The sequence below is a fragment of the Halomonas sp. JS92-SW72 genome (assembly GCF_003547075.1).
Classification (GTDB): domain Bacteria; phylum Pseudomonadota; class Gammaproteobacteria; order Pseudomonadales; family Halomonadaceae; genus Halomonas; species Halomonas alkalicola.
Map to the genome: position 1 here is coordinate 1,179,620 of NZ_CP032147.1, position 25,543 is coordinate 1,205,162.

At 66.6% G+C, this 25,543-nt stretch carries 20 protein-coding genes; 15 read left to right on the forward strand and 5 right to left on the reverse strand.

Annotated features, from left to right (window positions below; translation table 11 throughout):
- Positions 1–19: 19 nt before the first annotated feature.
- The 4 genes from D1793_RS05670 to D1793_RS05685 form a co-directional block, all read right to left on the reverse strand.
- The gene (locus D1793_RS05670) at positions 20–478 is read right to left on the reverse strand and encodes a universal stress protein (RefSeq protein ID WP_119021281.1); all 459 of its coding nucleotides are present in this window, start codon (positions 476–478) and stop codon (positions 20–22) included.
- 65 nt (positions 479–543) lie between these two features.
- Complete coding sequence (locus tag D1793_RS05675; protein ID WP_119021282.1) at positions 544–2,136, reverse strand: MFS transporter; 1,593 nt, start codon at positions 2,134–2,136, stop codon at positions 544–546.
- A gap of 275 nt (positions 2,137–2,411) precedes the next feature.
- On the reverse strand, positions 2,412–3,077 hold the full coding sequence (gene narL, locus D1793_RS05680; RefSeq protein WP_119021283.1) for a two-component system response regulator NarL: 666 nt from the start codon (positions 3,075–3,077) through the stop codon (positions 2,412–2,414).
- A gap of 7 nt (positions 3,078–3,084) precedes the next feature.
- Positions 3,085–5,022, reverse strand: coding sequence for a type IV pili methyl-accepting chemotaxis transducer N-terminal domain-containing protein (locus D1793_RS05685; RefSeq protein WP_119021284.1), 1,938 nt, complete (start codon positions 5,020–5,022; stop codon positions 3,085–3,087).
- A gap of 141 nt (positions 5,023–5,163) precedes the next feature.
- On the opposite strand from D1793_RS05685, the gene D1793_RS05690 reads away from it, so the two are divergent.
- The 14 genes from D1793_RS05690 (at position 5,164) to D1793_RS05755 (ending at position 22,793) form a co-directional block, all read left to right on the forward strand.
- Positions 5,164–6,429, forward strand: coding sequence for an MFS transporter (locus D1793_RS05690; protein ID WP_162899922.1), 1,266 nt, complete (start codon positions 5,164–5,166; stop codon positions 6,427–6,429).
- Between the two features lie 213 nt (positions 6,430–6,642).
- Positions 6,643–10,398 (forward strand): nitrate reductase subunit alpha, encoded by a 3,756-nt coding sequence (locus tag D1793_RS05695; RefSeq protein WP_119021286.1) that lies wholly within the window; start codon positions 6,643–6,645, stop codon positions 10,396–10,398.
- Complete coding sequence (gene narH, locus D1793_RS05700) at positions 10,395–11,951, forward strand: nitrate reductase subunit beta (RefSeq protein ID WP_119021287.1); 1,557 nt, start codon at positions 10,395–10,397, stop codon at positions 11,949–11,951. Before D1793_RS05695 ends, narH begins: the two co-directional genes overlap by 4 nt.
- Entirely contained in the window at positions 11,944–12,723 is a 780-nt protein-coding gene (gene narJ / locus D1793_RS05705) for a nitrate reductase molybdenum cofactor assembly chaperone (RefSeq protein WP_119021288.1), read from the forward strand. Before narH ends, narJ begins: the two co-directional genes overlap by 8 nt.
- Positions 12,724–12,736: 13 nt before the next feature.
- Positions 12,737–13,426, forward strand: a complete 690-nt coding sequence (gene narI, locus D1793_RS05710; protein ID WP_119021289.1) for a respiratory nitrate reductase subunit gamma — start codon at positions 12,737–12,739, stop codon at positions 13,424–13,426.
- Between the two features lie 197 nt (positions 13,427–13,623).
- Complete coding sequence (locus D1793_RS05715) at positions 13,624–14,445, forward strand: peptidylprolyl isomerase (RefSeq protein WP_119021290.1); 822 nt, start codon at positions 13,624–13,626, stop codon at positions 14,443–14,445.
- A gap of 81 nt (positions 14,446–14,526) precedes the next feature.
- On the forward strand, positions 14,527–15,123 hold the full coding sequence (gene moaB / locus D1793_RS05720; RefSeq protein WP_119021291.1) for a molybdenum cofactor biosynthesis protein B: 597 nt from the start codon (positions 14,527–14,529) through the stop codon (positions 15,121–15,123).
- Positions 15,120–16,373: a gephyrin-like molybdotransferase Glp gene (gene glp / locus D1793_RS05725; protein WP_119021292.1), complete on the forward strand. Its 1,254-nt coding sequence runs from the start codon at positions 15,120–15,122 to the stop codon at positions 16,371–16,373. The genes moaB and glp overlap by 4 nt, the downstream gene beginning before the upstream one ends.
- Positions 16,333–17,076, forward strand: coding sequence for a Crp/Fnr family transcriptional regulator (locus tag D1793_RS05730; protein ID WP_119021293.1), 744 nt, complete (start codon positions 16,333–16,335; stop codon positions 17,074–17,076). Before glp ends, D1793_RS05730 begins: the two co-directional genes overlap by 41 nt.
- 44 nt (positions 17,077–17,120) lie before the next feature.
- A complete protein-coding gene (locus tag D1793_RS05735) occupies positions 17,121–17,531 on the forward strand; it encodes a putative zinc-binding protein (protein ID WP_119021294.1) in 411 nt (136 codons plus the stop codon).
- Entirely contained in the window at positions 17,528–18,517 is a 990-nt protein-coding gene (gene moaA, locus D1793_RS05740) for a GTP 3',8-cyclase MoaA (protein WP_119021295.1), read from the forward strand. Before D1793_RS05735 ends, moaA begins: the two co-directional genes overlap by 4 nt.
- Positions 18,518–18,894: 377 nt before the next feature.
- Positions 18,895–20,103, forward strand: a complete 1,209-nt coding sequence (locus tag D1793_RS05745; protein WP_119021296.1) for a M24 family metallopeptidase — start codon at positions 18,895–18,897, stop codon at positions 20,101–20,103.
- Between the two features lie 156 nt (positions 20,104–20,259).
- A complete protein-coding gene (locus D1793_RS05750; protein WP_119021297.1) occupies positions 20,260–21,018 on the forward strand; it encodes a creatininase in 759 nt (252 codons plus the stop codon).
- A gap of 83 nt (positions 21,019–21,101) precedes the next feature.
- Positions 21,102–22,793, forward strand: a complete 1,692-nt coding sequence (locus tag D1793_RS05755; RefSeq protein ID WP_119021298.1) for a BCCT family transporter — start codon at positions 21,102–21,104, stop codon at positions 22,791–22,793.
- A 134-nt stretch (positions 22,794–22,927) separates the two neighbouring features.
- Here D1793_RS05755 and D1793_RS05760 read toward each other — a convergent pair whose 3' ends face one another.
- Complete coding sequence (locus D1793_RS05760) at positions 22,928–23,791, reverse strand: LysR family transcriptional regulator (RefSeq protein ID WP_162899923.1); 864 nt, start codon at positions 23,789–23,791, stop codon at positions 22,928–22,930.
- A 268-nt stretch (positions 23,792–24,059) separates the two neighbouring features.
- Between D1793_RS05760 and D1793_RS05765 the strand changes: the two genes are divergently transcribed.
- Positions 24,060–25,511, forward strand: coding sequence for a sodium:solute symporter family protein (locus D1793_RS05765; RefSeq protein ID WP_119021300.1), 1,452 nt, complete (start codon positions 24,060–24,062; stop codon positions 25,509–25,511).
- The last annotated feature ends 32 nt before the right edge of the window (positions 25,512–25,543 follow it).

The following is a 25,543-nucleotide window of genomic DNA, read 5'->3' on the forward strand; positions in this document are numbered from 1 at the left end:
ACAAGGGGATCCTCTCCGCCTAGGGGCTGGGGAAGATCAGCAGCGGGACCTCGGCGCGGCGGGCCAGGAAGGAGCTGACGCTGCCGAAGGTCATGTAGTCGAGCTCGTCGACGAAGTAGCTCAGCGACTGGGCGATGATGCCGCCGTCGGGCTTCTGGCTGTGGCGCGCCATCACCAGCAGGTCGGGGGCCAGCTTGCGGGTGGCCTCGAGCAGCTGCTTGCGGGCGTCTCCCTCGGCGATATGCACTTCCGTTTCACAGCCCTCGGCCTCGGCGAACGTCTTGGCCTCGGCCAGGGCGGCGGTCAGCTCCTGGACCTCCTCCTGGAAGAGGTCCTCGTTGGCGTCGGTATAGTCCCGGGGGTTCTCGGCCACGGCCACCAGCAGCAGCTTCGGCTGGGTGCAGCGGAACATCTCCACGGCCTGGGCCAGGCAGAGCTTGGCGTTCCGGGAGCCGTCATAGGCAACCATGATCTTCATGGGGTCTCTCCTGCAGGGCTCTGGCGGGGCGACCGGGAGGCCGGTCGCCGGGCGAAGGTGGCGGGTTACGGGTTCTTCACGTAGGCGTTCTTGCGCAGGTAGAACCACCAGTTGATCACCAGGCACACCGCGTAGAAGATCGCGAAGCCGTACATGGCGAGCTCAGGTGTGCCGGCGCGAATCTGGCCGCCCATCACCACCGGGGCGATGAAGGCGCCGTAGGCGGCGACCGCGGAGGTCCAGCCCAGCACAGGGCCCTTCTGCTGGGCATCGAAGATCACGCCGATGCTGCGGAAGGTGGAGCCGTTGCCGATGCCGCTGGCGGCGAACAGGATCACGAACATGATCATGAAGATCGCGAAGTAGCTGTTCGGGTCGGTGGAGTTGTAGGCCAGCATCATCACGTAGCCGGTCACCGCGGAGGCCACCACCATGACCACCGAGATGATCTGGGTGACGATGGAGCCGCCCACCTTGTCGGAGACCCAGCCGCCGATGGGGCGGATCAGGGCGCCGACGAAGGGGCCGATCCAGGCCCAGGTCAGGGCGCTGGGGCCATCGGGGTTGGCGACGCGGGTCACGCTGCCGTCGGCGGCGATCTCCATCATGTTGCCGAAGATGACGTTGATGGAGAGCGGCAGGGCGGCGGAGAAGCCGATGAAGGAGCCGAAGGTCAGGATGTAGAGGACGGTCATCGACCAGGTGTGCTTGTTCGAGAAGATCGCGAACTGCTTCTGGATATTGGGCTTGATGCTGCCCGGAATCAGGCGCAGCAGCACCACGGTCAGCACGATGGTCAGCGGCAGGGCGACCCACATGCCCAGCAGGTTGAGGGCGATCATGCCGATGATGCTGGTGACCGCGCCCACGGCGTAGAGGCCGAGGATCTTGCCGAAGGCCGACGCCGGGGAGCCCGGGTCCGGGGTGATGGTGCGCAGGTTGTTCATGCCGAACCAGCCGGCGAAGGCCAGCGGGATCAGGAAGACCAGCCAGATGAAGCCGGCGTTCTGGATCCAGGTGTCGGTGCCCGCCTCGATGCGGCCGATCAGGGTGCCGCTGGCGTTCTGCAGCTCCATGGGGCCGCCGGCGATCACGCCGAACAGGCCCACGGTCATCACCAGCGGGATCAGGATCTGCATGGAGGTGACGCCGAAGTTGCCAAGCCCGGCGTTCATGCCCAGGGCATAGCCCTGCTGCTTCTTCGGGAAGAAGGTGGAGATGTTGCTCATGGAGGCGGCGAAGTTGCCGCCGCCGATGCCGGAGAGCAGCGCCAGGGCCTGGAACACCCACAGTGGCGTCTCGGGGTTCATCAGCGCGAAGCCGGTACCGGCCGCGGGGATCATCAGCAGGGCGGTGGTCAGGAAGATGGTGTTGCGCCCGCCGGCGATGCGGATCATGAAGGAGGCCGGGATGCGCAGGGTGGCGCCGGAGAGGCCCGCCAGCGCCGTCAGGGTGAACAGCTCACTCACGGTGAACGGGAACCCGAGGTTCTGCATCTGGGTGGTGATCATTCCCCACATCATCCAGACGGCAAAGCCCATCAGTAGGCTCGGGATGGAGATCCACAGGTTGCGATTGGCAACCCGCTTGCCCTCCTTCTCCCAGAACTCCTCGTTCTCGACATCCCAGTGTTCGATGTCGGCATTCTTCCTGGTCATGGCGTATCCCCTTGAGGTCCAGCGGTGTGCTCGTGGTGCCCGATAGCGGTTGACCGGTATCAAGGGCAGGAGCTCTGGGGCAAAGATACGCCGCCGTACGGGTGCGCGAAACGTGGCCTCGGCGGCCGCCAGGCGGGGGGATACCTCCAGGGAGGTACGGGGGGATAATCTGCAGGTGACTGTTTATAAAAAGCTTTGTGGCGGGGAGGGTGGGGCGGTGGGGGGCTGGCGGTGCCCCCGGATTATTTGGAGGTATCCACACAGAACCGCCCCGGCTAGCGGTCTACCCCCTCCTGCACCGCCCACACCGCGGCCTCGACCCGGGAGCGCAGGTTGAGCTTCTTGAGCAGGTGCTTGACGTGCACCTTCACCGTGCCCTCGGTGATGTCCAGCTTGCGGGCGATCATCTTGTTGGAGAGGCCGCCGGCCAGCTCGCGCAGGATCTCGCGCTCGCGCTGGGTCAGGCTGTGGATATCCGGCGTCGCCGGCTGGCTGCGCTGGCTGCGCAGCGCCTCGGCCAGCAGGGCGGTGAGGCTCTCGCTGATCACCATGCGCCCGAGCGACGCCTGGCGCAGCTGGCGGATCATCTCGTCCGGGTCCATGTCCTTGAGCAGGTAGCCGTCGGCGCCGCCCTGCAGGGCGGCCACCACGTCCTCCTCGTGGTCGGAGACGGTGAACATCACCACGCGGCCGGCGTAGCCCTCGTCGCGCAGCCGCTTGAGGGTCTCGATGCCGTTCATGCCGGGCATGTTGAGATCCAGCAGCACCATGTCGGGGTCACGCTCCAGGGCCAGGCGGATGCCCGTCTCGGGCTCGCCGGCCTCGCCGATCAGCGCCATGTCATCCTCCAGCTCGAGCAGCTGGGAGACGCCGCGACGCAGCAGCGGGTGGTCGTCGATGATCAGGATGCTGGCGGGGGTATCGGGTGTCTTGTCGGTCATGCCTGGATTAGTCCCTGTTCCCGTGGTGGTCGGTGGCGATGGCGTCGGCCCGCGGGTCGACGAGGGTGGCGGGGATGCTGCCGGCGCCGACGTGCTGGCTGATCAGGCGCGCGGTCTGGGGGGTGAAGACCAGCTCCACCCGGGTGCCGCCCTGGGCGCGATTGCTCAGGGTCAGCTTGCCGCCGAGGGTCTCGGCGCGGTCGCGCATGATCACCAGGCCGTAGTGCATGGGCGGCGAGCTGTCGTCCGCGAGGCCCACGCCGTCATCCTCGATGATGACGTGGAGCCGGGCGGCGTGGAAGGTCACCGAAACCGCCGCCCAGTGGGCGTTGGCGTGCTTGACCACGTTGGCCAGCGACTCCCGCACCACCTGCAGCACGTGGATCTCCTCGTTGGGATTGAGCAGATGGGGCGGCAGGTCGACGGTCAGGTCGATGCGGGTCTCGAGGCGCTCGCCGAACTCGGTGACGGTCTGGCGCAGGGCGCTGGCGAGCCCCGGACCCTCGAGCTTGAGGCGGAAGGTGGTGAGCAGCTCGCGCAGCTGGCGATAGGCGCTGTCCAGGCCGGTGCGCAGCTCGTCGAACACCGGGGCCTGGGTCTCCGGCCCCACCCCCTTGGCCTGCATGCGCTCGAGCCTGGCCACCTGCATCTTGAGGTAGGAGAGCGACTGGGCCAGGGAGTCGTGGAGCTCCCGGGCGATGATGGTGCGCTCGTTCATCAGCGTCACCTGCTGCTGTTCCTCGATGCGCCGCTGCAGGTAGACCGCGGTGGCCAGCTGGTCGGCCAGGGCGTTGAGCAGGCGCTTTACGCTGTCGGTGAGCGGCACGTCTCGCGGATACCAGACCTCCAGGGTGCCGAGCATCAGGTCGCCCACGCTCACCGGCAGCAGCTGGCACTCGCCGGCCTCGGTGGCCTGCAGCGTCAGCGGCTGGGGGTCGAGCAGGCAGGCGTGGCAGTCGTGGTCGCGGCAGTACTCGGGGCGGCGCGCCGAGTGGGTGGCGAGTATCGGGATATCGCGCTCGTCGTGGGGGTCGTGGAGCGACAGCCGGATGGGGCCGATCTGGAGCAGCTGCTCCAGGCGGCGCAGCATGGGGGCGGCGCTGGCGCAGAGGTCGTTGCCACCGCCGTAGAGGGCACGGCTGCCGTCGTGCAGCACCTGCATGGCGCGGTTGCTGCGCTCGAGCTCCGCCTTCTTGCTGGAGACCCGCGTCTCCAGCTCGGCGTAGCTGGCGCCCAGTTCCTCTGCCATGGCGTCGAAGGTGCGCCCCAGCAGGGCCAGCTCGTCGTTGCCGGAGAGCCGGGTGCGGTGGTCGAAGTTGCGGTGGGCGGCCTCCCGGGCCAGCACCACCAGGTGGCGCAGCGGCATCACCAGGTTGTGGCGGATATCGTAGAGGGCGATCACCACCACCACGGCGGTGAGGGCAAGGAAGAGGATCTGCAGGGCGCTGAGCAGCTGGATCTTCGACTCGCTGTTCTGCTCGAGCAGGGTGACCAGGGCGTCGATCTCGGCGACCAGCTCGTCCAGGGTCTCGCGCAGGGCGTCGGGCGCGACGTCGCCGCCGGCGGTCGCCCGCGCCACCTGGGGGGCCAGCTCCTCGGCCCAGCGCGTCTGGAGCTGGCGGTGCTGATGCTGCAGGGCATGGTCCTGGGCCCGGGGCAGGGCGTTGTTGAGCTCGGGGCTCGCCAGGCGCTGCTCGAAGCGCTCGGCCAGCTCGGCGACCTGGGCGCGGGTCTCGGCCCCGGGCCGCTGCTCATAGCGCTGCAGGGCGCTGACGATCTGGTAGGTGTTCATGCGCAGCGAGCCGGCCATATTGATGGCGGCGGCGTCGCCGCGGCTGTCGGCCGCCACGGTCATGGTCACCACGATGCTGACCAGCGCCATGGCGCTGATGGCCAGCAGGGAGGCGGTGATCCGGGCCACCAGGGAGTGTCGGAGCAGTTTCATCGCGCCTCGAGATGGGTCGGGGGTCTTGGCCAGTCTACTACACCCTTGGGGGTAGAACGCATACCTCCGATGCCCCTTTGACCCCCGGGGGTGAGCTCCCGAGACTCTTTCGAGACTCCACACCTTCTCCGGCCCTCGATGATGCCAGCCGCACACCCGCTCGACCAGGAACCCTCCGGGGGCTATCGGCCCCTGGTCGTCGTGCTGCTCTCGCCGCTGGCCTTCGCGCTGGTGTTCGCCAGCTGGACCATCTTCGCGGTGTTGGGGGTCGAGCTCAAGGGACTGCTTGGCTTCGGCGAGGCGCGTTTCGCCGTGCTGCTGGCCATGCCCATGGCGATGGGTGCCCTGGCCGCGCTGCCCATGGCGCTGCTGGCACAACGACTAGGCGGGCGGCGGGTGATGATCGCCTGCCTGCTGCTGATCTGCCCCTTCCTGTGGGGGCTCTCCCACTCCCGGGACTACTACCACTTCCTGCTCGCCGGTGCCGGCCTGGGCCTCGGCGCCGGGTCGCTCTCGGCGGGGCTGGTCTATGTGGCGGGGCTCTGCCCACGGCGCCACGCTGGTCTGGCGTTGGGCCTCTATGGCGCCGGCATGGTGGGCGCAGGGCTCAGCTACCTGCTGCTGCCGCTGGTCAGCCAGGCCTATGGCTGGCGCAGCGCGCCGCTGCTCTACCTGCTGCCGGTGCTGGTGGTGGCCGCCCTGCTGTGGCTCTTTGCCGACGACCTCGAGGCGGAGCCGAGCGCTCGCCCCGCGCGGCCGCTGCCGCTGGCAGCACTGCTGGCCCGCCTGGCCTGCTGGCGGCTGTGGCGCCTGGCACTGGTCTACAGCTTCTTCTACGGCGCCTTCGTGGCGCTGGCACTGTGGCTGCCGGCCTATCTGAGCGCCCAGTACCACCTCGAACTCAAGCAGGCCGCCCTGACGGCGGTGCCCTTCGTCCTGGCGGTGGGTATCGGCCAGGTGATCGGCGGGGCCTGGGCCGATCGGCGCGACTTCCGTGCCCTGCGCTGGTGGGTCAGCGCCTTCGTGCTGGTCTGCCTGTTCCTGCTCTCCTACCCCCCCTTCACCATGCGGGTCGAGGGGGTGCATGCCCCCATCACCCTGCACTACGAGGCGCCGCTGTGGGGCTTCCTGCTGCTGCTCTCGCTGATGGGGGCGGCCATGGGGGTCGGCAAGGGCAGCCTGATGCGCCTGATCCACCGCGACCATCGTGACGAGATGCCCCTGGTGGGTGGCCTGGCGCTGAGCCTGGGCGGGCTCTTCGCCGCCCTGCTGCCGCTGGTCTTCGTGGTGGGCAACGAGTGGGTCGGCATCCGCACCGCCGGCTTCATGTTCCTCTACGGCTCGCTGGTCGTGTGCATGCTGGTGATGGTCTGGGACCACGCCAGCGGCCGCGCCGGGCGGGCCTGAGCCGTCGCGCTTATCCCCCTCGTTCGGCGGGCCTATCACCTTGGGGGTAGAGGGGCGGTATATGGAGGTAACCGGGCAGTAATCCGTCGATTGTTCGCCCAGAATCCTCTGCAAGGTTCCTGTCTGGCGTGCGGTTCACTGCGCCACGCTGCACGACAGGCCGGGTGGCCCAGGGCGGTCACACCCACTTTCCAAGAAGCCTGGAGATCGACCATGAGTCACTTCATTGATCGGCTGAACTTCTTCCGCAAGACCCGCGAGCCCTTCGCCAACGAGCATGGCGAGACCCGCGAGGAGTCCCGCGGCTGGGAGGACAGCTATCGTCAGCGCTGGCAGCATGACAAGGTCGTGCGTTCCACCCACGGGGTGAACTGCACCGGCTCCTGCAGCTGGAAGATCTACGTCAAGAACGGCCTGGTCACCTGGGAGACCCAGCAGACCGACTATCCGCGCACCCGCCCGGACCTGCCCAACCACGAGCCGCGCGGCTGCCCGCGGGGCGCCAGCTACTCCTGGTACCTCTACAGCGCCAACCGCCTCAAGTACCCGCTGATCAGAAAGCCGCTGCTCAAGCTGTGGCGCGACGCCCTCAAGGAGAAGAAGGACCCGGTCGACGCCTGGGCCTCCATCGTCGAGGATCCCGCCAAGACCAAGCAGTACAAGCGCGCCCGCGGCATGGGCGGCTTCGTGCGGGCCAACTGGGACGAGCTCAACGAGCTGGTCGCCGCCTCCAACGTCTACACCGCCAAGCAGTACGGCCCGGACCGCATCATCGGCTTCTCGCCGATCCCCGCCATGTCCATGGTCAGCTACGCCGCGGGCAGCCGCTACCTGTCGCTGATCGGCGGCGTCTGCATGAGCTTCTACGATTGGTACTGCGACCTGCCGCCGGCCAGCCCCCAGACCTGGGGTGAGCAGACCGACGTGCCCGAGTCCGCCGACTGGTACAACTCCGGCTACATCATCGCCTGGGGCTCCAACGTGCCCCAGACCCGTACCCCGGACGCCCACTTCTTCACCGAGGTGCGCTACAAGGGCACCAAGACCGTCTCCATCACCCCGGACTACGCCGAGGTCTCCAAGCTCACCGACGAGTGGCTGTCGGTCAAGCAGGGCACCGATGCGGCCATCGCCATGGCCATGGGCCATGTGATCCTCAAGGAGTTCCATCTCGAGAGGCCCAGCGCCTACTTCACCGAGTACGTGCGCCAGTACTCCGACATGCCCTTCCTGGTGGAGCTGGAGCAGCGCGAGGACGGCAGCTACGTGCCGGGCAAGCAGATGCGCGCCAGCGACTTCGACGGCGGCATGGGCCAGGAGAACAACCCCGAGTGGAAGACCGTGGCGTGGGACGAGACCCGCGACCAGCTGGTGGTGCCGCGCGGCTCCATCGGCTTCCGCTGGGGCGAGGAGGGCAAGTGGAACCTCGAGCCCCGCGACGCCGTCGGTGACGAGATCAAGCCGCTGCTGACCCTGGCCGACCACCACGACGACGTCGCCAAGGTCGCCTTCCCCTACTTCGGCGGGCTCAAGCACGAGCACTTCGACCACGTCGAGAGCGGCGGGGCCAGCGACGAGCTGCTCTACCACAGCCTGCCCGCCAAGCGCCTGAAGAAGGCCGACGGCAGCGAGGTGCTGGCGGTCACCGTCTTCGACCTGATGTGTGCCAACTACGGCATCGACCGCGGCTTCGGTGAGGATGACGGCGCCACCTCCCTGGACGAGGTGAAGCCCTACACCCCCGCCTGGCAGGAGAAGATCACCGGCGTGCCCGCCGAGCAGGTCGCGCGCATCGCCCGCGAGTTCGCCGAGAACGCCGACAAGACCCAGGGCCGGTCCATGATCATCGTGGGTGCCGCGATGAACCACTGGTACCACATGGACATGAACTACCGCGGCCTGATCAACATGCTGATCATGTGCGGCTGTATCGGTCAGAGCGGCGGCGGCTGGGCCCACTATGTCGGCCAGGAGAAGCTGCGCCCGCAGACCGGCTGGACCCCGCTGGCCTTCGGCCTGGACTGGAACCGTCCGCCGCGCCACATGAACTCCACCTCCTTCTTCTACAACCACTCCTCCCAGTGGCGCTACGAGAAGCTCGAGATCAAGGAGATCCTCTCCCCGCTCGCCGACCACAGCAAGTACACCGGCAGCCTGATCGACTTCAACGTGCGCTCCGAGCGCATGGGCTGGCTGCCCTCCGCGCCCCAGCTGGGGGCCAACCCGCTGCGCCTGGCCAAGGCCGCCGAGGCCGCCGGCCTGTCCACCAAGGACTATGCCGTCGAGCAGCTCAAGGCCGGCAAGCTGGCCTTCGCCGCGGAAGATCCGGACAACCCCCAGAACTTCCCGCGCAACCTCTTCATCTGGCGCTCCAACCTGCTGGGCAGCTCCGGCAAGGGCCACGAGTACATGCTCAAGTACCTGCTGGGCACCCGCCACGGTATCCAGGGCAAGGACCTGGGCGACTTCGGCGGCCAGAAGCCGGAAGAGGTGAAGTGGCACGACGAGGCGCCGGAAGGGAAGCTCGACCTGGTGGTGACCCTGGACTTCCGCATGTCCTCCACCTGCCTCTACTCGGACATCGTGCTGCCGACGGCCACCTGGTACGAGAAGAACGACCTCAACACCTCGGACATGCACCCCTTCATCCACCCGCTGACCGCGGCCACCGACCCGGCGTGGGAGTCGCGCAGCGACTGGGATATCTACAAGGGCATCGCCAAGGAGTTCTCCCGGGTCTGCGTGGGGCACCTGGGCGAGGAGACCGACCTGGTCACCCTGCCGCATCAGCATGACTCCCCCGCCGAGCTGGCCCAGCCCGAAGTACTGGACTGGAAGAAGGGCGAGTGCGAACCGATCCCCGGCAAGACCATGCCGGCGCTGATCGAGATCAAGCGCAACTACCCCGAGACCTACGAGCGCTTCACCTCCGTGGGCCCGCTGCTGGAGAGCATCGGCAACGGCGGCAAGGGCATCAGCTGGAACACCGACTCCGAGGTGGAACTGCTCGGCAAGCTCAACCATCGCAAGCTGGAGGGCTCCTCCAAGGGCCGCCCGCAGATCGAGACCGCCATCGACGCGGCCGAGATGATCCTGACCCTGGCGCCGGAGACCAACGGTCAGGTGGCGGTGAAGGCCTGGGGCGCGCTCTCCAAGATCACCGGGCGGGATCACACCCACCTGGCGATCAACAAGGAGGAGGAGAAGATCCGCTTCCGCGACATCGTCGCCCAGCCGCGCAAGATCATCTCCAGCCCGACCTGGTCCGGCCTCGAGGACGAGCACGTCTCCTACAACGCCGGCTACACCAACGTGCACGAGATGATTCCGTGGCGCACCGTGAGCGGCCGCCAGCAGTTCTATCAGGATCACGCCTGGATGCGCGCCTTCGGCGAGAGCCTCCTGATCTACCGTCCGCCGATCAACACCAAGACCCTGGTGAGCTTCGAGGCGCCGGCAGACAACGGCTACAAGAGCAAGGCGCTGAACTTCATCACGCCGCACCAGAAGTGGGGGATCCACTCCACCTACTCGGACAACCTGCTGATGCTGACGCTGAACCGCGGCGGCCCGGTGGTGTGGCTCTCCGAGACCGACGCCGCCGAGGTGGGCATCGAGGACAACGACTGGGTCGAGCTGTACAACGCCAACGGCTCCATCGCCGCGCGGGCTGTGGTCAGCCAGCGGGTCAAGGCCGGCATGGTGATGATGTACCACGCCCAGGAGCGCCAGGTGAACGTGCCGGGCTCCGAGGTCTCCGGCACCCGCGGGGGCATGCACAACTCCGTGACCCGGGTCTGCCCGAAGCCGACCCACATGATCGGCGGCTACGCGCAGCTCTCCTACAGCTTCAACTACTACGGCACCGTCGGTTCCAACCGCGATGAGTTCGTCATGGTTCGCAAGATGAAGCACATCGACTGGCTGGATGGCGAGGGCAATGACTACGTGCAGGAGGCCGTGAAATGAAGATTCGTTCCCAGGTAGGCATGGTCCTCAACCTCGACAAGTGCATCGGTTGCCACACCTGTTCGGTGACCTGCAAGAACGTCTGGACCAGCCGTGAAGGCGTCGAGTACGCCTGGTTCAACAACGTCGAGACCAAGCCCGGCATCGGCTATCCCAAGGAGTGGGAGAACCAGCAGAAGTGGAAGGGCGGCTGGCTGCGCCGCAAGGACGGCAAGATCGAGCCGAAGATCGGCGGCAAGTGGCGGGTGCTGGCGAACATCTTCGCCAACCCCGACCTGCCGGAGATCGACGACTACTACGAGCCGTTCACCTTCGACTACGAGCACCTGCACACCGCCAAGATCGGTGAGCACCAGCCGGTGGCGCGCCCGCGTTCGCTGATCTCCGGCGAGCGCATGAAGAAGATCGAGTGGGGCCCGAACTGGGAGGAGATCCTCGGCACCGAGTTTGCCAAGCGTCGCAAGGACATGAACTTCGAGAAGGTGCAGGCCGATATCTACGGCCAGTTCGAGAACACCTTCATGATGTACCTGCCGCGGCTGTGCGAGCACTGCCTCAACCCGGCGTGCGTGGCCTCGTGCCCCAGCGGCGCGATCTACAAGCGCGAGGAGGACGGCATCGTCCTGATCGACCAGGACAAGTGCCGCGGCTGGCGGATGTGCATCTCCGGCTGCCCCTATAAGAAGATCTACTACAACTGGAAGACCGGGAAGTCGGAGAAGTGCATCTTCTGCTACCCGCGCATCGAGTCCGGTCAGCCGACCATCTGCTCCGAGACCTGCGTGGGCCGTATCCGCTACCTCGGCGTGCTGCTGTATGACGCCGACCGCATCGAGGAAGTGGCCAGCTCCCCGGACGAGCGCGACCTCTACCATCGCCAGTGCGAGATCTTCCTGGATCCCAACGATCCGGCGGTGATCGCCCAGGCGAAGAAGGACGGCATCACCGACAACGTGATCAAGGCCGCCCAGGAGAGCCCGGTCTACAAGATGGCCATGGAGTGGGGCCTGGCGCTGCCGCTGCATCCGGAGTACCGCACCCTGCCCATGGTCTGGTACGTGCCGCCGCTCTCGCCGATCCAGTCCGCCGCCGAGGCCGGCAAGATCGAGTTCGACGGCGTGATGCCGAAGATCGAGTCGCTGCGCATCCCGGTGCGCTACCTGGCCAACATGCTCACCGCCGGTGAAGAGGCCCCCGTGGTGCTGGCGCTCAAGCGTCTGATGGCCATGCGCCTCTACATGCGCGGCAAGCACGTGGACGGCCAGCCCAACACCGCGGTGCTGGAGGACGTCGAGCTGACCGAGGCGCAGGTGGAGGAGATGTACCGCTACCTGGCCATCGCCAACTACGAGGATCGCTTCGTGATCCCCACCAGCCACCGCGAGATGGCCACCGAGGCCTTCCCGGAGCGCGGCGGCTGCGGCTTCACCTTCGGCGACGGTTGCCATGGCGAGAGCAAGCCGAGCCTGTTCAACGGCCGCTCCCAGACCACTACCCTGGTCAAGCCGGTGGAATCCTTCGACCCGAAAGCCGAGGAGGCCCGTCATGGCTGATGCTGCCCTGAAGATGGCCGCGCCGGCGGTTGGCATGCGCAGCCTGCGCGTGCTGGCCCGCCTGCTCGACTATCCCACCGAGGAGCTCCAGGCCGCGGCCGGCGAGCTCATCGAGATCATCGACCAGGAGCGCCGCCTGCCGGCGGCGCTGCGCACCGCCCTGATGGACTGGTGCCAGCGCATTGCCGACGGCGACCTGCTCGAGCTGCAGTCCGAGTACGTGGCCCGCTTCGACAAGGGACGCGCCACCTCGCTGCTGCTCTTCGAGCATGTCCACGGCGAGTCCCGCGACCGCGGCCAGGCCATGGTCGACCTGATGGCGGAGTACCAGGCCGCCGGCTTCGAGCTGGATGCCCGGGAGCTGCCCGACTACCTGCCGATCTTCCTGGAGTACCTCTCCACCCGGGAGGAGGCCGAGATCGGCCGCTGGCTGGGCGAGATTCGCCACATCCTCGGCCTGATCACCGCGCGCCTCGAGGAGCGCGGTGCCGATCATGCCCTGGTGCCGCGCGCGCTGCTGGCGCTGATCGGCGCCGAGGCCGAGGCCGACGCCCATCGCGAGGAGGTCCAGGGCGAGTCGCGCGATGACACCCCCGAGGCGCTGGATGCGGTCTGGGAAGAGGAGGCGGTGCGCTTCTCCGCCGAGTCCGACCAGGACTGCGCCCTGCAGTCCGCCGAGGGCCGACGCCTGGCCGAGCGCAAGCAGGGCGTGCAGAGCGAGGCCGTTCGCATTCTCTCACCCGAGGCGATGCCTCCGGTGACGGGTCGTTAACAGGAGAATCACCATGTCCGCATTCGGCACCTATCTCGACCACCTGATCTACGGCTACTACCCGTACCTGGTGGGCACCGTGTTCCTGGTCGGCAGCCTGCTGCGCTACGACCACGGGCAGTTCACCTGGAAGACCGGCTCCAGCCAGATGCTCTCGTCGAAGAACATGCGTCTGGCCAGCAACCTCTTCCACATCGGCATCATCGTGATCTTCTTCGGCCACCTGTTCGGCATGCTGACGCCGCACTGGGTCTACTCGCCCTTCCTGCACGCCGGCACCAAGCAGCTGCTGGCCATCGTGGTGGGCGGTATCGCCGGGGCCATGTGCCTGGTGGGTGGCGCCATGCTGCTGCATCGCCGCATCACCAACCCGCGGGTGCGCGCCTCCTCCAGCACCATGGACACCGCCATCCTCGGGCTGATCGTCTTCCAGGCCTTCCTGGGCATGATCACCATCATCTTCTCGCTGGGCCACATGGACGGCGAGATGATGCTGACCCTCTCCAGCTGGGCCCAGGCCATCGTCTTCTTCGGCGGCGGCGCGGCGGCCTACATGGAGAACGTCTCCTGGATCTACAAGCTGCACATCTTCCTGGGGCTGACCATCATCCTGCTCTTCCCCTTCTCGCGCCTGGTGCACGTGTGGAGCATTCCGCTCGGCTATATCACTCGTCGCTACCAGCTCGTGCGCAAGCGGGGCTGATCGGTCGAGCCAAAGCGTTTCGGTAGGGGCGCCGGGGGCAGGCCGAAGAGGAGGTCCTATGCCAGGGATGGCATCGGTAGCGCCCAGGGATGGGTTCACAGCGCCTCCTCGTCGGTCCGGCGCTCCGGGGCCTGCCGCCGGATCAGCCCCTCTCGCCGGCGCTGGGGACATGAATTGAGCTGTAAGGATTTATCACCATGCAGAAGATCGATATCGAGATGATCCCGGGGGGCGCGAGCCCCCCTCCCATCAAGGTCGGCGCGGTCACCATCGAGGAGGCCGATATTGCCCAGGAGATGCAGTACCACCCGGCGGATTCCGCCGGCACCGCCCAGCTCAAGGCAGCCCGGGCGCTGGTGGTGCGCGAACTGCTGCGCCAGCGCGCCGCCGAGCTTGGCCTGGCCGAGGCCGCCGGCAGCGAGCTGGAGGAGGGCGATGCCGCCATCGCCGCCCTGCTGGAGCAGGAGCTGGACGTGCCGGAGCCCTCCGAGGAGGACTGCCGCCGCTTCCATGCCGCCCACGCCGAGCGCTTCAGCGAGCCCACCCTCCTGAGGGTGCGCCATATCCTGCTGGCCGCGGCACCGGACGACGCCGAGGCCCGGGATGCCGGCTACCGTCAGGGCGAGAAGCTGCTCAAGGAGCTCTCGGCCATTCCCGAGCGCTTCACCGAGTTCGCCATGCGCCACTCCGCCTGCCCCTCCAAGGAGCAGGGCGGCGAGCTGGGCTGGCTGGCGCCGGGGCAGACCGTCGCCGAGCTGGACCGCGCCCTGCAGCACCTGCCCGTCGGGCTGCACGACCGCCCGCTGGCCTCCCGCTACGGCTGGCACCTGGTCAGCATCGACGAGCGTCGCGAGGGCCGCGAGCTGCCCTATGAGCAGGTGGCCGAGCGTGTGCGCCATAGCCTGCGCGAGCAGTCCACCCGCCGTGCTCTGCGCCACTACCTGCTGGTGCTGGAGTCGGAGATCGGCGTCGAGGGGGTGGCCCTGGATGACGACAGCGCCAACTCCCTGATGCAGTAAGCCGAGGGCCGCCCGGCCCTCCCGTTTCGCGATTCCCCTTTGCTTGCCGCCGCCCGTCCTGCGGGCGGTCAGGAGGACCCCATGGCCCATGTCCACGCCAACACCCCCTTCGCCCCGCTGGGTATCGCTGTGCTGACCGTCTCCGACACCCGCGGGTTCGACGAGGATGGCAGCGGCGACCTGCTCAGCGAGCGCGTCACCGAGGCGGGGCACGCCCTGGTGGAGCGGCGCATCGTGCCCGACGACATCTATCGCATCCGCGCGGTGGTCTCGAAGTGGGTGGTGCGTGACGACATCCAGGTGGTGCTGGTCACCGGTGGCACCGGCTTTACCCCGCGCGACAGGACCCCCGAGGCGCTTTCGCCGCTGTTCGACAAGGCCATCGACGGCTATGGCGAGCTGTTCCGCCACCTGTCGCTTGCGAGCATCGGCACCTCCACCATCCAGTCCCGCGCGGTGGGCGGGCTGATCGACCGCACCCTGGTGTTCGCCATGCCCGGCTCGCCCAAAGCCTGCGCCACCGCCTGGGATGGCATCCTGGCCGCCCAGCTCGATGCCCGCACCCGGCCCTGCAACTTCGTGGCCATGGTGCTGCCGCAGGCCGAGCGCTGCGCCAGCCGGCAGGCGCCCAGGCCGGCGGCCGAGGGCGAGGCGGCCCGCCAGGCGGTGGAGTCATGAGCGGCTGCGGCTGCGCCGAGGTCATCACCCCGGGCCTGCTCGATCTCTTCGACGCCCGAGCGCGGATGATCAAGGCGGCCCGCCCCGTCGACGGCACCGAGCGGGTATCCCTCGCCGAGGCCGCCCGCCGGGTGCTGGCCGAGGATGTCCTCGCGACCCTGGACATGCCGGGGGTCGATAACAGCGCCATGGACGGCTATGCGCTGCGCCTGGCCGAGCGCTCCCCCGAGGGCCTGCCGGTGACGCTGCGCGTGCCCGCCGGGGCCGGCGTGATGCACCTGCCGGCGGGTGGCTGCGCGCGGATCTTCACCGGTGCGCCGGTGCCACTGGGCGCCGATGCCGTGGTGCCTCAGGAGCGCGTGACCCTGGATGCCGAGGGGCGCATGCACGTCGAGGGCGAGCTCGGCGAGGGGGCCAATATCCGCCGCCGCGGCGAGGAGACCCGTGCGGGCGAGCTGCTGCTGCCGGCCGGTGCCCGGCTCGACGCGGCGGCCATCGCCCTGCTGGCCAGCCATGGCGTCGGCGAGGTGGCGGTGGTGCGCCGGCTCAAGGTCGCGCTGCTCTCCACCGGCGACGAGCTGATCGAGCCCGGTGCCCTTCGGGTGCCCGGCCAGGTCTACGACAGCAACCGCGCCATGCTGGCGGCCCTGCTGGCCCAGGCCGGCTGTGAACTGCTTGATTTCGGCGTCATTCCGGACGCTCCCCTTGACCTGCATCACGCCTTTGCCGAGGCCCGTGATACGGCCGATCTGGTAATGTGTACCGGTGGTGTGTCGGTGGGAGAAGAGGACCATGTGCGACCGGTCATCGAGCAGCTGGGCGGGATCGCCTTTCACGGCGTGGCCATGAAGCCCGGCAAGCCCTTCGCCCTCGGCTACCTGGGCGAGTCGCTCCAGGCCGGCACGCCGCTGATTGCCCTGCCGGGCAATCCGGTGGCCTCGCTGGTGGGCTGGCAGCTGCTGGCACTGCCCTTCGTGCAGGTCCGCCAGGGCCGTGAGGCGGCGCCACTGCAGCGCTTCCCGGTGACTGCCGGCTTCTCCCGGCGCGGCCCCAGGGGGCGTCGTGAGCTGCTGCGCGTGGTGCTCGACTGGGCGGCGGGGACGCCGGTGGCGCGCCTGGCCGGCGGCCAGGGGTCGCACATGCTCAGCGCGGCAAGCCAGGCCCATGGCTACCTGGTGATCGACGCCAACAACAACGTGGAGAACGGCCATGCCTACGAATACTGTCCCGCCGCCCAGTTCCTCGACTGAGCTGCTGTTCAACCCGCGCCAGCTGCGCGAGCTGGTGCTGGGGGTGCCCTGGCTCGCCGGCCTGGAGGAGGCCGAGCTCGAGGCGCTGCTCGAGGCATCCGAGCTGCGCACCCTCAAGCCCCGCGAGTGGCTGTTCCGCCAGGAGACCCCGGCCCAGTGGCTGCACGTGGTGATCAGCGGCACCGTGCGCCTGGTGCGTGCCGCCGGTGACGGCCGCATGGCCACCATCCGCTGCGTGGAGCGCGGCGGCACCCTCGGCGAGCTGAGCATGGTCTCCAGCGCCGGCGTCTATCTCTACTCCTCCGAGGCGCTGCGGCGGACCAACGTGTTGTCGATCCCGGCGGCGCTCTGCCGCGAGATCCTGGATCGTCAGCCGGCCTGCCGGGCCGAGTTCATGAGCCGCCTGGCCCTGGAGCTCACCGACCGCCTCGAGGATCTGGCGCTGCTGACCCAGGGCGATGCCATGTCGCGGCTGGTCAGCTACGTGCTGCGCCAGCTGCCCTCGGGACGCTCGAGAACGCCCCGGGTGATCAGGCTGACCATCCCCAAGCGCTGGCTGGCGGCCCAGCTCGCCATGACGCCCGAGACCCTGTCGCGGCTGCTGGCCAAGCTGCGCGACAGCGGCGCCATCAATATCGACCGTCAGCGGCTCACCGTACTGGATGAGCAGAAGCTGCGCGACTTCATGATGACCGACGACTGAGCCTGCCCCTGGCAGGGCCGTCGTTCCGTCCCCCGGAGGCCGACATGTCCCGACCCGCGAGCAAGCCCCGCACCCTGGTCTATTCCTGCTCCGGCTGCTCCGACGTGGCCCAGCTCGCCAACGACGTGGCGCTGCGCCTCGACCACGGCGGCGTGGCCGAGATGTCCTGCATCGCCGGCGTCGGCGGCGGGGTGCCTGGCCTGGTCCGTACCGCCCGCTCCGGGCGCCCTATCGTGGCCATCGACGGCTGCCAGATGCACTGCGCCAGCCACTGCCTGGCCAGGGCCGGCGTCACCCCCACCGAACACGTTCGGCTCTACGAGCGCGGCCTGCGCAAGCGCCGCGGGCACTTCTATGACGAGGCCACCGTCGCCGAGGTGGCAAGCGACGTGGGCGAGCTGATCGCCCGGCTGCCCATGGACGCCGAGTCCCGAGTGGCGGAGCAGACGACATGAGCGCCCTCGTCGACGGCTTCGGCCGCACCGTCCGCTACCTGCGCCTCTCGGTCACCGACCGCTGCGACTTCCGCTGCGTCTACTGCATGGCCGAGGAGATGACCTTCCTGCCCCGCGCCCAGGTGCTCACCCTGGAGGAGATGGCCACCCTCTGCCGCGCCTTCGTGGAGCTGGGCGTGGAGAAGATCCGCCTCACCGGTGGCGAGCCGCTGGTCAAGCGCGGCATCGAGACCCTGGTCGGTGAGGTCGGCGCCCTGCCGGGGCTGCGCGATTTCGCCATGACCACCAACGGCGCCGGCCTGGTCAAGCATGCCCGGGCCCTGCGCGAGGGCGGCCTCAAGCGTCTCAACGTCAGCCTCGACACCCTGGACCCGGCACGCTTCCGCGCCCTGACCCGCACCGGCGACCTCGCCAGGGTGATCGACGGCATCCGCGCCGCCCGGGAGGCCGGTTTCGCGCGCATCAAGCTCAACGCGGTGATCCTCAAGGGGCGCAACGACGACGAGGTGCTCGACCTGGTCGAGTTTGCCCGCCGGGAGCGGGTGGACATCAGCTTTATCGAGGAGATGCCACTGGGCCAGGCGATCGGCCACGACCGCGCCACCACCTTCTGCTCGAGTGACGAGGTGCGCGGGATCATCGAGTCCCGCCACGCCCTGGTGCCCACCACCGAGACGACGCTTGGGCCGTCGCGCTACTACCGCATGGCGGACTCCGAGAGTCGGATCGGCTTCATCTCGCCCCACAGCCACAACTTCTGCGACGCCTGCAACCGGGTGCGCGTCACCGCCGAGGGGCGCCTGCTGCTGTGTCTGGGCAACGAGCACTCGGTGGACCTGCGCGCCGTGCTGCGCCGCCATCCCGGCGACACCGAGCGCCTCAAGGCCGCCATCGTCGCCGCCATGGCGAGAAAGCCCGAACGCCACCACTTCACCACCGACGGCGATGTCCAGGTGGTGCGCTTCATGAACATGACTGGCGGCTAAGCGGTCTCACGGGCCCGACGCCTTCGTCGGGCCCCGTTACGCCTCTCTACTCTACTCTTCTCTTCTCCTCTCTCCACACTCCTCCTCTCTCCCCGATTGCGCTTCCGGCATGCCGGGGGGGCGGTCTGGCTTGCGTCACCACCCTGAAAGGCATCGCGTAAGTAAGGCCAACGCATTGTTCAGGCTCGGTATTTCGTCCATCAATGCGGCCATTTGCACTTGTCATTGGTCGCGCGGAGAGCGCCTGGCCATAGTCGTTATCACCAGCAGGACTCTGCGGGAGATGACAAGCGAAGGGCACCGCGGCCGACGTCAAGGAGCCGGATACGCCCGGGCTGGTCAAGGCGATACCCATTGAACAATGAGGAGACAACAAGATGAAACTGCCGTCACTGATCGAGATCCCCAATGGCGACAAGGTGGTGCCGACCTTCTCGGATGCCGAGATGCAGGGGCGCCTCTCGCGCCTGCGCCAGACCATGGCCGCCCATGACGTCGATGCCGTGGTGCTGACCTCCTACCACAACATCAACTACTTCAGCGATTTCGTTTACTGCAAGTTCGGGCGCGACTATGGCCTGGTGGTCACCCAGGACCGCTTCACCACGGTGACGGCAAACATCGACGGCGGCCAGCCCTATCGCCGCAATCGCCTCGGCGACAACATCGTCTACACCGACTGGCAGAAGGACAACTTCTTCAAGGCCGTGAAGCAGCTCTGCGAAGGCAAGCGTCGAGTGGGCGTCGAGTTCGACCACCTGACCCTGCAGAACCAGCAGAAGCTCATGGCCGCCCTGGGTGACGTGGAGCTGGTGGATATCGGCGCGCCCACCATGAAGCTGCGCATGGTCAAGTCTGCCGAGGAGATCGCGCTGATTCGCCAGGGTGCGCGCATCGCCGACGTCGGCGGCGTGGCCGTGCGCGATGCCATTCATGCCGGGGTGCCGGAGTATGAGGTGTCACTGGCCGGTCAGGCGGCGATGGTGCGTGAGATCGCCAAGACCTACCCCAACAGCGAGCTGATGGACACCTGGGTCTGGTTCCAGTCCGGCATCAACACCGACGGCGCCCACAACCCGGTGACCAGCCGCCGCGTGCAGCCCGGTGACATCCTCAGCCTGAATACCTTCCCGATGATCTCGGGCTACTACACCGCCCTGGAGCGCACCCTCTTCCTCGGCCACGCCTCCGACGAGCACCTGCGCCTGTGGGAAGTGAACTGCGAGGTTCACCGCCGCGGACAGGAGCTGATCAAGCCCGGCGTGCGCTGCTGCGACATCGCCCACGAGCTCAATGAGATCTTCGCCAAGCACGATCTGCTGCAGTACCGCACCTTCGGCTATGGCCACTCCTTCGGCACCCTGAGCCACTACTACGGCCGCGAGGCAGGCCTCGAGCTGCGCGAGGACATCGAGACGGTGCTCGAACCCAACATGGTCGTCTCCATGGAGCCGATGATCATGGTCCCGGAAGGGCGGCCGGGAGCCGGTGGCTACCGCGAGCACGATATCCTGGTGGTCAACGAGCACGGCGCCGAGAACATCACCGGCTTCCCGTACGGTCCGGAGCATAATATCATCAAGTAATTTCCATCCAGGGGGGAGCTCATGCTCCCCCCTTTTTGGTGTACCGGACCTCGCGTCTTGCTGCCATGTTTCATGATTTATTTATGCACTTATGTTCTATGGTGGCGGGAAGATATCGAGATTGGCTAAGGCAGTACGGCGGTGGCAGGAGTCGAAATGAAGAACGTAAAGATCGAAAATCTGGACTGGATAACCTACAAGGAACTGACCGCGAGCGGAAAAAGCAGGATCATTCTTCCGATTGGAGCCATCGAACAGCATGGCCCGCATATGTCGCTGAACCCCGACGTGCTGATTCCCAGCCATATCAGTGAACAGGTAGCGGCGCGCGGCGACAACATGCTGGTGGCACCTCCGATCAGCTACGGCTACAAGTCGCAGGTCAAGTCCGGTGGCGGCAACTTCTTCCCGGGAACGACCTGTGTTTCCGCCAGCTCCCTGGAAAACTATGTCTTCGATGTTCTCCAGGCCTATGTGAATCATGGCAATCGGGAATTCATCCTGATCAATGGGCACTTCGAGAACTCCATGTGCCTGTGCGAGGCGGCCGACAAGCTGGTGAACAAGTGCAAATCGGAGGGAATCAGCGTCAAGGTCTACCTGCTCTCCTACTGGGATTTCATCAGCGAAGCGACGATTGAGAAGGTCTTCCCCGATGGCTTTACCGGCTGGGCGGTCGAGCATGGCGGGGTGCTGGAAACCTCGATCATGCTGAAGCTTCATCCGGAGTTGGTCGACATGTCCAAGGCCGTCGATGTGGAGCCGGCGACCTTCCCTCCCTACGATGTCTTCCCGCCCGACCCCTCCTGGGTGGCGCCCTCCGGCACCCTGTCATCACCGCTGAAAGCCACGGCGGAAAAGGGCGAGCTGATCCTGGAGGAGTGCATATCGGGAATCCTGTCGCACTTGAACTGATTCACTGGCCATGCGCCTCGAGCACTCCTCGAGGCCTGTGATATCAGGGACGATGCCCAATACAAGAATAGTGAGGTATCAAGATGTCCAAGAAAGAACCGGTAACGATCCCACGATTCACGGGACGCGACCTGCCGCCCATCGGCAGGCTGTTCATTCAATTCACTCCTCCTATCGCCATCATCGCGCTCATCGTGATGGTGCTGAGCAAGCCGGACGGCGTCGCCTCGGTCATCTTCGACATGCGAACCTACGTCACCGGCGGCTTCACCTGGCTGTTCATCCTCTATTCGCTCTTTGCCGTGGCGGTATGTGCCTGGCTGGCGTTCAGCAAGCTGGGACGGCAGGTCAGGCTGGGCGGCCCCGGTGCGAAGCCGGAATACAGCAACTTCGCCTGGTACTCCATGCTCTTCGCGTGCGGGCAGGGCATCGGCCTGATCTTCTGGTCCGTGGCCCAGCCGATCATGTTGCGTGATGACAGCCCGGTCATTCAGCTGGCCGAAGGCAACGCGGCGGATGGCGGCCTGGTCTGGGCCTACTTCCACTGGGGCTTCACCGCCTGGGCGATGTACTGCGTCGTGGCGGTGTGCCTGGCCTATTCCCACCACAACCTGGGCAAGACCCTGACGTTCCGCGAGGCGACCGTCGACCTCCTGCCACGCTGGGCGCGGGGCGGTGCCGGCGTGGTCGTCGAACTGCTGGCGATCATGGCCACCATCCTCGGCCTCTCCACCTCCTTCGCCTTCGCGGCGATGCAGTTCACCGCCGGCCTCACCTCCTTTACCGGGCTGGCTTCGAGCCCCGCCATCTGGCTGTTCGTCATCGTAGGGCTGGGCACGGCGGCGGCCATCTCGGCCTTCTTCGGCATCAGCCGCGGGATGCGCCTGATCAGTGAAACGAACTCGATCCTCAGTGTCGTGCTGGTGGTCGCGGCCTTCATCTTCGGGCCGACGCTGTTCATCATCTCCAACATCACCCAGACCTTCGGCGCCTATGTCACCAACTTCGTGCCGATGAGCTTCTGGACCGATGCTCCGAGCACTACCGAGCCGCTGACCTCCTGGCAGCAGAGCTGGAACGGCTGGTGGACCGTGTTCATCTGGTGCTGGGTGATCGCCTTCTCGCCCTTCGTTGCCGGCTTCATCGCACGGATCTCGCGGGGGCGCACGCTGCGTGAATTCGTGATCGGCGTGACCGTCATTCCGTCCCTCATCGTCATGGTGTGGATCGGCGTGCTGGGATCGGCCGCCATCTACTACGATGATCGCTCTGGGCGCGGCATATCGGCGGCGGTGAACGACAACGTCGCCAGTGGACTGTTCGCCATGCTGGAGTCGATCCCGGTTGTCGGCAGCCTGCTGCTGGTGATCGCGACGGTGCTGGTGGCGACCTACTACGTGACCTCCCTGGATGCCGGCACCTACGCGCTCGCCGACTTCGTCTCGGCGCCGAAGCGGGCCGGCGCCTGGTTCCGGGTCGTCCTGGTGCTCAGCATCGGCGCGGTGGCTACGATCCTGCTGACCCTGGGCGGCAGCGGCGTCGTCGACACGGTGCAGACCGGCACTATCATCGGCGCCTTCCCCTTCTCGATCGTGATCCTGCTGATGATCATCAACACGATCAGGCGGCTGCTCAACCGGGATCGCTCGATCAAGGAGCTGGAGAAGGCGGTGAACAACCCTGACCCCAACCTCGTGCTGAAGGTCGATGACGAAGGCGAGATGCAGACCGTGAGCGACGGCGGCCTGCAGCCGAGTGGGGCCGGCTTGCGATAGCGCTTCGGCCTGATGGATAGCGGCGTCGCGCGAGAAGGAGGCGGCGCCTCCTGAAGAGGGGCCCGGCAGCCGACAAGGCTGCCGGGCCCCTTGCGTGATGGCGCCTGGGGGCTCAGCGAGCCGGTGCGGCCGGGCTAGATATTGGCCAGCCCCGAACGCAGGAAGTCGAGCACATGGCGAGAGGCGACGTTGAGCTCGCGCTCCTTGTAGTAGAGGCCGATGCAGACCCGCTCGAGTTCCGGCAGGTCCCGGGTGCTGCTGGCGTGCTTCAGGTTCTCGGGAATCACCGACCGGGCCATCGCCGTGATCCCCAGGCCCTCCTCGACGGCGGAGAAGATCCCCAGCAGGCTGGTACTCGTGTACATGAAGCGGAAGGGGTGCTTCTGCCCCTGCAGGGCCTCCTCCATGATGGAGCGATAGACGCACCCCTGCGGGTAGGCGATCAGCGGGATGGGGTCATCATCGCCATTGACGAGCCGGCTGTCCTTGTAGACCCACTCCAGGCTTTCCAGCCGATAGTCGCGAGCATCCCGGTCCTCATTCGGCTTGGCGCGCTCCATTGCCAGGGCGATATCGTAGTGCCCCTTCTGGTAGCGCTGCAGTATCACCTTGCTGATCTCGCAGTCGACCTCGATGATGATATTGGGGTAGACCCGCGACAGGTTTCTCAGCGCCTTGGGCAGGAAAGCCAGCTCGAAATCGTTGGGAATACCGAGCCTGACTTTCCCCGAAACATGATCGCCACGGACCTTGGCGATGATCTGGTCATTGATCTCCAGGATCTGGCGAGCGGCCTCGTAGAGATACTCCCCATCCTCGGTGAGCTCCAGGCTGGATCCCCGCAGGAATATCTTGGTATTGAGAATCTCTTCGAGCTTCTTGATCTGCAGGCTGATGGCCGGCTGTGAGCGGCCGAGCAGCTCGCCCGCGCTGGTGAAGCCGCCCAGATCCTTGATGGTGACGAAGGTTCTCAGCAGGTCAGTGGGGATATTTGTCATGGTTATGCCATTTTGATCTTTTATGAGGCCATTGAGCATACAAATTGGCGGGTCATCAGGGCGTAAAATACCTTGATGATGCCGCAAGCGGCAACCCACTAGCCCCGCATCGAGGGCCGGACCAAGAACAAGAGGGTGTGCAGATGAATTCCTGGGTGTTGAGCACTTTTCTGGTGCTTACCTGCTACATGTTGATCCATGCTGGTGCCGCCTACCTTCGCAGGGAGCTGAAGCGTAAATCCGCTGAAAGCTCATTGAGGAGGTGATCATGGATGCCTACAAGCTGTTCAACTGGGGGCTGTTGATTCTCACCTTCGGCCTGCTGATCTATCTTGGCTTCCTCTCGTCGAAATACATGAACAAGAGTGACGAGGGTGGCTTCCTGGTGGCCGGACGATCGCTGGGGGCCTTCGTGGCGGCCGGCACCATCGTGGCCACCGGCTTCAGCGGCTGGGGCTTCATGGGCTCCCCCGGCGTTACCTACCAGTTCGGCGCCATCGAGGTGCTGGGCAACTTCTTCTTCGCCCCCGCCATGATGATCGCGGTGCTCTACTTCGCGCGCTTCCTGCAGCGACGCGCTCTGGAGATGGGCAGCAACACCATTCCCGAGTATATCGCCCAGAGCCACGGCGGCGGTGCCATGGGGCGGGTGCTCCAGGGCGTGGCCGGCTTCATCACCATCCTGCTGCTGATGGTGTTCCTGACCAGCCAGATCAAGGCCGTGGGCCTGCTGGGTGCCAGCTGGCTGGGGATCGAGCTCAACCAGAGCGCCTTCCTGATGGTCTCGGTCATCATCGTCTACACCATGCTCGGTGGCCTGGCCGCCGTCGCCTGGACCGATACGGTCATGGTCTGCGGCATGGCCCTGGCGGCGGTCATCATCCTGGTGCAGATCCTCACCTCGGTGGACCTGGGCACCTGGGAGGCGTCGCTCAACGCCATCGACCCGGAGCTGCTCAACCCCACCACCGGGGCACACTACGGCGACTCCATCGGCACCGTCTTCCTGGTGCTGCCCTATGCCTTCCTGTTCGCGGCCGTGCTGCCCTACATGGCCATCCGCTTCCTGGCCATGAGGCCGGACGTCAAGCTGCACAAGGTGGGCGTCTATGTGGCCATCCTGGGGGCCCTGCTGAGCCTGATCCCCATCGTGGGGCTCTACGTGCGCATGCATGTGCCCGACCTGGCCGACCCCGACATGGCGATGCCGGTCTACCTGGAGCAGTTCATGCATCCGGCGATCCAGGGGGTGATCACGCTGTTCATCATCTTCGCCATGAAGTCCACCGCCAACTCGCTGCTGCATACGGTGGCCTCGGCGACCTCCCATGACCTGCGCCTGTCGCTGTTCGGAGCGGTCTCCAGCGAGCGTCTGGCGCTGACGATCAACCGTTCGGCGGTGGTGGTGCTGGGCATCGTGGCCCTGCTGATGATGCTCTATGCCCCGCCCTTCATGCTCTCCTGGCTGGGGATCCTCGGCTCCGGCACCCTGCTGGCCAGCATGATCGGCCCGGTGTTCATCTCCACCTTCTGGCAGGGCAGCGCCTGGGGGGCACTCAGTGCCATGCTGGTGGGCTTCTTCACCAGCGGCTACATGATGCTCTTCGCCGACGTGGGCTGGCTGATCGGTCCGCTGACCGGCTGTGCCGTCTCCTCGGCCTGCTATGTGGGCATCTCCCTGCTGACCCGGCGACCCGGCTATCGTCGGCAAGTCGCATGAGTTAGCTGCCGGATTGATCGGAAACAAGGCCA

Excerpts from the sequence above, each read along its gene's own strand:
- D1793_RS05715 (WP_119021290.1), top strand. The coding sequence starts at position 13,624 with ATGCAGAAGATCGATATCGAGATGATCCCGGGGGGCGCGAGCCCCCCT.
- D1793_RS05750 (WP_119021297.1), top strand. The coding sequence starts at position 20,260 with ATGAAGAACGTAAAGATCGAAAATCTGGACTGGATAACCTACAAGGAA.
- D1793_RS05765 (WP_119021300.1), top strand. The coding sequence starts at position 24,060 with ATGGATGCCTACAAGCTGTTCAACTGGGGGCTGTTGATTCTCACCTTC.
- moaA (WP_119021295.1), top strand. The coding sequence starts at position 17,528 with ATGAGCGCCCTCGTCGACGGCTTCGGCCGCACCGTCCGCTACCTGCGC.
- D1793_RS05745 (WP_119021296.1), top strand. The coding sequence starts at position 18,895 with ATGAAACTGCCGTCACTGATCGAGATCCCCAATGGCGACAAGGTGGTG.
- D1793_RS05670 (WP_119021281.1), bottom strand. The coding sequence starts at position 478 with ATGAAGATCATGGTTGCCTATGACGGCTCCCGGAACGCCAAGCTCTGC.
- moaB (WP_119021291.1), top strand. The coding sequence starts at position 14,527 with ATGGCCCATGTCCACGCCAACACCCCCTTCGCCCCGCTGGGTATCGCT.
- D1793_RS05695 (WP_119021286.1), top strand. The coding sequence starts at position 6,643 with ATGAGTCACTTCATTGATCGGCTGAACTTCTTCCGCAAGACCCGCGAG.
- D1793_RS05735 (WP_119021294.1), top strand. The coding sequence starts at position 17,121 with ATGTCCCGACCCGCGAGCAAGCCCCGCACCCTGGTCTATTCCTGCTCC.
- narL (WP_119021283.1), bottom strand. The coding sequence starts at position 3,077 with ATGACCGACAAGACACCCGATACCCCCGCCAGCATCCTGATCATCGAC.
- narH (WP_119021287.1), top strand. The coding sequence starts at position 10,395 with ATGAAGATTCGTTCCCAGGTAGGCATGGTCCTCAACCTCGACAAGTGC.
- D1793_RS05675 (WP_119021282.1), bottom strand. The coding sequence starts at position 2,136 with ATGACCAGGAAGAATGCCGACATCGAACACTGGGATGTCGAGAACGAG.
- D1793_RS05755 (WP_119021298.1), top strand. The coding sequence starts at position 21,102 with ATGTCCAAGAAAGAACCGGTAACGATCCCACGATTCACGGGACGCGAC.
- glp (WP_119021292.1), top strand. The coding sequence starts at position 15,120 with ATGAGCGGCTGCGGCTGCGCCGAGGTCATCACCCCGGGCCTGCTCGAT.
- D1793_RS05760 (WP_162899923.1), bottom strand. The coding sequence starts at position 23,791 with ATGACAAATATCCCCACTGACCTGCTGAGAACCTTCGTCACCATCAAG.
- narI (WP_119021289.1), top strand. The coding sequence starts at position 12,737 with ATGTCCGCATTCGGCACCTATCTCGACCACCTGATCTACGGCTACTAC.
- D1793_RS05730 (WP_119021293.1), top strand. The coding sequence starts at position 16,333 with ATGCCTACGAATACTGTCCCGCCGCCCAGTTCCTCGACTGAGCTGCTG.
- D1793_RS05685 (WP_119021284.1), bottom strand. The coding sequence starts at position 5,022 with ATGAAACTGCTCCGACACTCCCTGGTGGCCCGGATCACCGCCTCCCTG.
- D1793_RS05690 (WP_162899922.1), top strand. The coding sequence starts at position 5,164 with ATGCCAGCCGCACACCCGCTCGACCAGGAACCCTCCGGGGGCTATCGG.
- narJ (WP_119021288.1), top strand. The coding sequence starts at position 11,944 with ATGGCTGATGCTGCCCTGAAGATGGCCGCGCCGGCGGTTGGCATGCGC.